This window comes from Ovoidimarina sediminis (genome assembly GCF_032586175.1).
GTDB classification, from domain to species: Bacteria; Pseudomonadota; Alphaproteobacteria; order Rhodobacterales; family Rhodobacteraceae; genus Ovoidimarina; species Ovoidimarina sediminis.
In genome coordinates this window covers 1-4,038 of sequence record NZ_JAWHTE010000060.1, presented here as the reverse complement: position 1 = coordinate 4,038, position 4,038 = coordinate 1, and the positions used below count along the sequence as shown (strand labels likewise).

Below are 4,038 nucleotides of genomic sequence, written 5' to 3'. Positions count from 1 at the left end.
GCCACCGCGCGCCAATAATGGTGTGGCGTGCGGTGGCTCAACTCTTCGGCTGAGACCGCGTTAATCAATAGACAAGTCATTTTGTCGGATGTCCGGTCTACGGCGCTAACCGGTTATTGGAGCCGTCGATCAGTGGTTTATCGCGTGACAGAGGCAGTCATCAAATCCTGCACAGCCGTGTGAATATGGCGATGCTTCCAATGGCTCGAAGGCTCGGTTGCCGGTGACAGTCCGACGGTCACGGAATTGGAAGCGGCGGCAAACTGGGACCGGGTTGTCGAGCGCAAGGCGGCCGGCATCGCGTTCCTGAAGCCGCAACTCTAGAGATGGCGCGCTGCCAGCAAAAGGCACCGATTCCCTTGTGCCGGCTCTGAGAAGAGCTTGCTGGCAGCGCCTATTCGATACGTGAACATTCAGGCGGCACTTTGAGGGATTGTTGATCGTATTTGGGCAAGGGTGCGCCTGCGGCCATTCAGAAAGTGCGCCGCGAAGCACCCCCGTTAGTCGGTGAGTGGGAAAACCCCGACAAGACGCAGCCCGCTTCTTCTCCTACCTCTGCGGGCGTGGCGTCATAGGGCCGGGATGCTGGAGGTGTCCCGGCTTGCATTTTCGGCGTTCGTTCAATGCCTCCCCAAGCAATCGGCGACGAATATGAACTTCCTGCCAGATAGTGGAAAACCAAAGCAAAGCCCCGCCTCCTTTTGAAGAGACGGGGCCAAACTAGAACTTAGTCGACCAATTACTGTTATTCAGTCAGGCCTTTCGGATCTGCTGGCGAGACTGGCGCACCATTGGCGCTTGTCAGAGCGCTGCCGACATTGCCCCATCCACCTTTGGGGAATGCGGAGCCCTCTTTGCCAAGTGTGCGGGCAACACTTGCCCCCGGAAGACCGAACTCCCCAACGCCATCCGCACCGCTACCCTGAAGAGCGCCTTTCATGCTTTGCGCACGGTCCTTCGGCGTGTGGGCGCCCGCAAACACGGGGCCCGCAACGAGTGCAGCCACAATAGCCACGACAGAAATCTTATTCACTAGACAGCCTCCCAAATCATGATGTCTGAGGAGGCATACGGGGAGAGAGGCGAGATGGATTGATTTAATATGAAAAACAGTTTGTTTCCTCCATGCCTACAATCGCAACGGTCTAAGCGCGCAGACGCGGCTAACCCGGCCTGACTACCGCCGCAAAACTTCGTCCACCTCCTCCTCGGGCAGCCCCAAAGCCTTCGCGGCTTCTCTCAGCATCCATGCGCCTGACTGAAGCTTGGCGACCTCTTCGCGATCAGCCCAAACCTCCCGCGCCCAAGCCCTGCGGTTCTCGGGAAGCAGGTCTTCAACGCTACCTTTGCGGCCTCGGCGGTCGGGCAAAAGCGCTTCGGTTCTGGGAATTTCATTGGGGTGATCTAAGGGCGGATTGATATCAGCGCAATGCATTTAAATATTTAAAAACAATGAGTTAAAATGGAAGATGGTGGGCGACCTAGGAATCGAACCTAGCGTGCGTCTCCGCGAGGGAGTTACAGTCCCCTGCCACACCTTGCGGCCTGTCGCCCACGACGGCGCTTGTTAGACGCGGGCGGGCGACCCGTCAACCGCGAATCCGTTGGCTTTGAGGTTGCGCCCGCGACACGTGGCGCGCAATGTGCCGGCGCGCGGAGGGTACAATGAAGAAACCCAAATGGGTCATAGAAAAAGAACGGCAGAAACGGGCAGGGGCGAGCGATACGGTTTGGCTATTTGGCCTCCATGCCGTCCGTGATGCGCTTCTGAATCCGAGGCGCGAGAAACTTCGTCTCGTCCTGACTCGCAACGCTGCTGATCGTTTGGGCGAAGTCATCGTCACCGGTGGCGTGACACCGGAAATTGCCGACCCGCGCTGTTTTCCCGTTCCGCTCGATCCAGGCAGTGTCCATCAAGGCGCTGCAATCGAAGTGCGTCCGCTCTCATGGGGAGCCATTGAAGACGTTGTCCTGGCGGGCGGCAATCCGCCCCGGGTGGTATGTCTGGACCGGGTGACAGACCCCCATAATGTCGGTGCGATCCTGCGTTCTGCCGAAGTCTTCGGAGCCTCGGCCGTCATCGCTCCGGCCCGTCACTCCGCACCCGAAACCGGTGCGCTCGCGAAAGCGGCGTCCGGTGCACTTGAAAGGCAACCTTACATTCGGGTGACGAACCTTTCACGGGCAATGGAACAGCTCAGATCCCTAGGGTTCATTCTTCTTGGTCTGGACGGAACAGGGGAAGGAACTCTCGACGCAGCGCTTGACGATCTGGGTGATCGCCCACTTGCGCTTGTCTTGGGAGCGGAGGGCCCCGGTCTTCGCGAAAAGACGCGGGAAACCTGCGACAGGCTTGTCCGGATTGACTCGGCCGGCGATTTTGGCTCGCTCAACGTCTCAAATGCCGCGGCTGTCGCCCTATATGCAGCAGGCCGGGCACTGGATTGCTGAATGACACCAAAGATCGCAACATGTTGTTATTGCGGAACGAGGGCCGCATTGGTTCTTAGCGGACGAGAGCGTCATGAGCTTGCCTGTTCATCCTGCGGGGCGCCACTTCACGAAATGAAGATGCTGAAGGCCGCGCCATCGGCGCACTCTCAGTCGAAGCCCTCGCGCACTCGGCCGGGAGAGCCCCGCAATCGACCGGTGAAGCGTAAGCCAATAAAGCGCAAATCCCGGGCTCGCTGGATGCTCGAAGAAGTTTGGGACTTTGTTGAAGACATCTTCGACTGAAACATTTCTCTCGAAACTCGTCCGTTCGATCACGAGGCTGCGCAAGGGGGTTCCAAGACGCTGATCGGCTGCGCATCTTTTCGCCAGACACACGCTCCAGCAGACGACGAGACCGAGACATGACGACCCGCCGACAGTTTCTTTCTGCTTCCGCAGCCTTCGTTCCGGCCCTTTTGTTGGCCAGACACGCAGCTGCGAACGCCATTGCTTCTGTCTACTCTAAGAACGGTATTGCAATAGATGGCACCGATCCGGTCGCCTACTTTACCGAAAGTCGAGCGGTGGCTGGAGACCCGGGAATCACCCATGAGTGGAGCGGAGTGACCTGGAGGTTCTCCTCTCCGCGGAATCGAGAAGCCTTTTCCGCAGATCCCGAGGGGTTCGCACCCCAGTTTGGTGGATACTGCGCTTGGGCCGTGTCGCGGGGCTATACGGCACCAACCGCGCCAGACGCGTGGACGATTTTCGACGGGCAGCTCTTTCTCAATTATTCCAAGCGCATCCGGAGGCGTTGGGAGCGGGATATTCCTGACAATGTTGCTCGTGGTCGCGCCAATTGGCCCAGCGTTCTCGATAGTTGAGCGTCCATTCATACTCTGTTCACATTTTCGAAAGAAGCTCTTACGCGGGCTGAAAATGTGCCTAAATGTCTCTGTGTGGGTGCGCGACCGGAACACGCGCACTCGAATACACTGTCCCTCGTTCCGTGACTCTGCGCCCGGGTGATCGCTCGGGCGCATTTTTCTTCTGGGTCCGATAAGAGCTTGCTGCGTTCACCGCTTTGCAGGCGCGTGACGACCTCGGTGCACGTGGTCGTGCTGCCTGACCCTGCAGTGTATCCCCAAATCTCACATGTGAGCATGCATGCCGACCAATCGGTCGAGGCGTTGCTGGGCGACGCGATCCAAGGCGACGCGGCTGTTCGCGTCAGACTGTAGTCGACCGGGCTGATGATCGTATCGAAGCCGAGGACACTCAAGTCGATTGAAGCATTGAAGACGCGATCCGGCTGGGTTCTCTTGTTCGGAAAAGATGGCCTGGACCGGAAGACGCTTCATGACAGCTAACGGTGAAAGGCATGCCTCTGCCGAACAAATGCTACGCAACCGTCCTTCCTGTCTTGATCCTCTCAAGGGGATCGAACGGCATGATGTGATCGATCCTTTCGGAGTTGCATCGCAATCAAGGGAAGAGACGATGTTGATCCCGAGGGACGAAATGTCCAGTTAAAGCATCCGGCCTTTAACCTGAGACATATCCGGCAGCCCTGAAGTAGTTCCAACACTCTTCGGGTGAGTATAG

At 58.0% G+C, this 4,038-nt stretch carries 3 protein-coding genes and 1 tRNA gene; 3 read left to right on the top strand and 1 reads right to left on the bottom strand.

Features of this window, described 5'->3' with window-relative positions; translation table 11 throughout:
* Nucleotides 1–1,470 precede the first annotated feature (1,470 nt).
* Nucleotides 1,471–1,554, bottom strand: a tRNA-Tyr gene (locus RXV90_RS25680).
* A gap of 111 nt (nt 1,555–1,665) precedes the next feature.
* Between RXV90_RS25680 and rlmB the strand changes: the two genes are divergently transcribed.
* From rlmB to RXV90_RS25665, 3 genes are all read left to right on the top strand, one after another.
* The gene (gene rlmB / locus RXV90_RS25675; protein ID WP_316653261.1) at nt 1,666–2,451 is read left to right on the top strand and encodes a 23S rRNA (guanosine(2251)-2'-O)-methyltransferase RlmB; all 786 of its coding nucleotides are present in this window, start codon (nt 1,666–1,668) and stop codon (nt 2,449–2,451) included.
* Nucleotides 2,452–2,736: a hypothetical protein gene (locus RXV90_RS25670; RefSeq protein WP_316653259.1), complete on the top strand. Its 285-nt coding sequence runs from the start codon at nt 2,452–2,454 to the stop codon at nt 2,734–2,736.
* Between the two features lie 119 nt (nt 2,737–2,855).
* Nucleotides 2,856–3,317 carry a YHS domain-containing (seleno)protein gene (locus RXV90_RS25665; RefSeq protein WP_316653257.1) on the top strand — a complete coding sequence of 154 codons (462 nt, stop codon included), beginning with the start codon at nt 2,856–2,858 and terminating at the stop codon, nt 3,315–3,317.
* The last annotated feature ends 721 nt before the right edge of the window (nt 3,318–4,038 follow it).

What these genes read in the sequence shown, in the direction of transcription:
- RXV90_RS25670 (WP_316653259.1), top strand. Translation starts at nt 2,452, where the DNA reads ATGACACCAAAGATCGCAACATGTTGTTATTGCGGAACGAGGGCCGCA.
- rlmB (WP_316653261.1), top strand. Translation starts at nt 1,666, where the DNA reads ATGAAGAAACCCAAATGGGTCATAGAAAAAGAACGGCAGAAACGGGCA.
- RXV90_RS25665 (WP_316653257.1), top strand. Translation starts at nt 2,856, where the DNA reads ATGACGACCCGCCGACAGTTTCTTTCTGCTTCCGCAGCCTTCGTTCCG.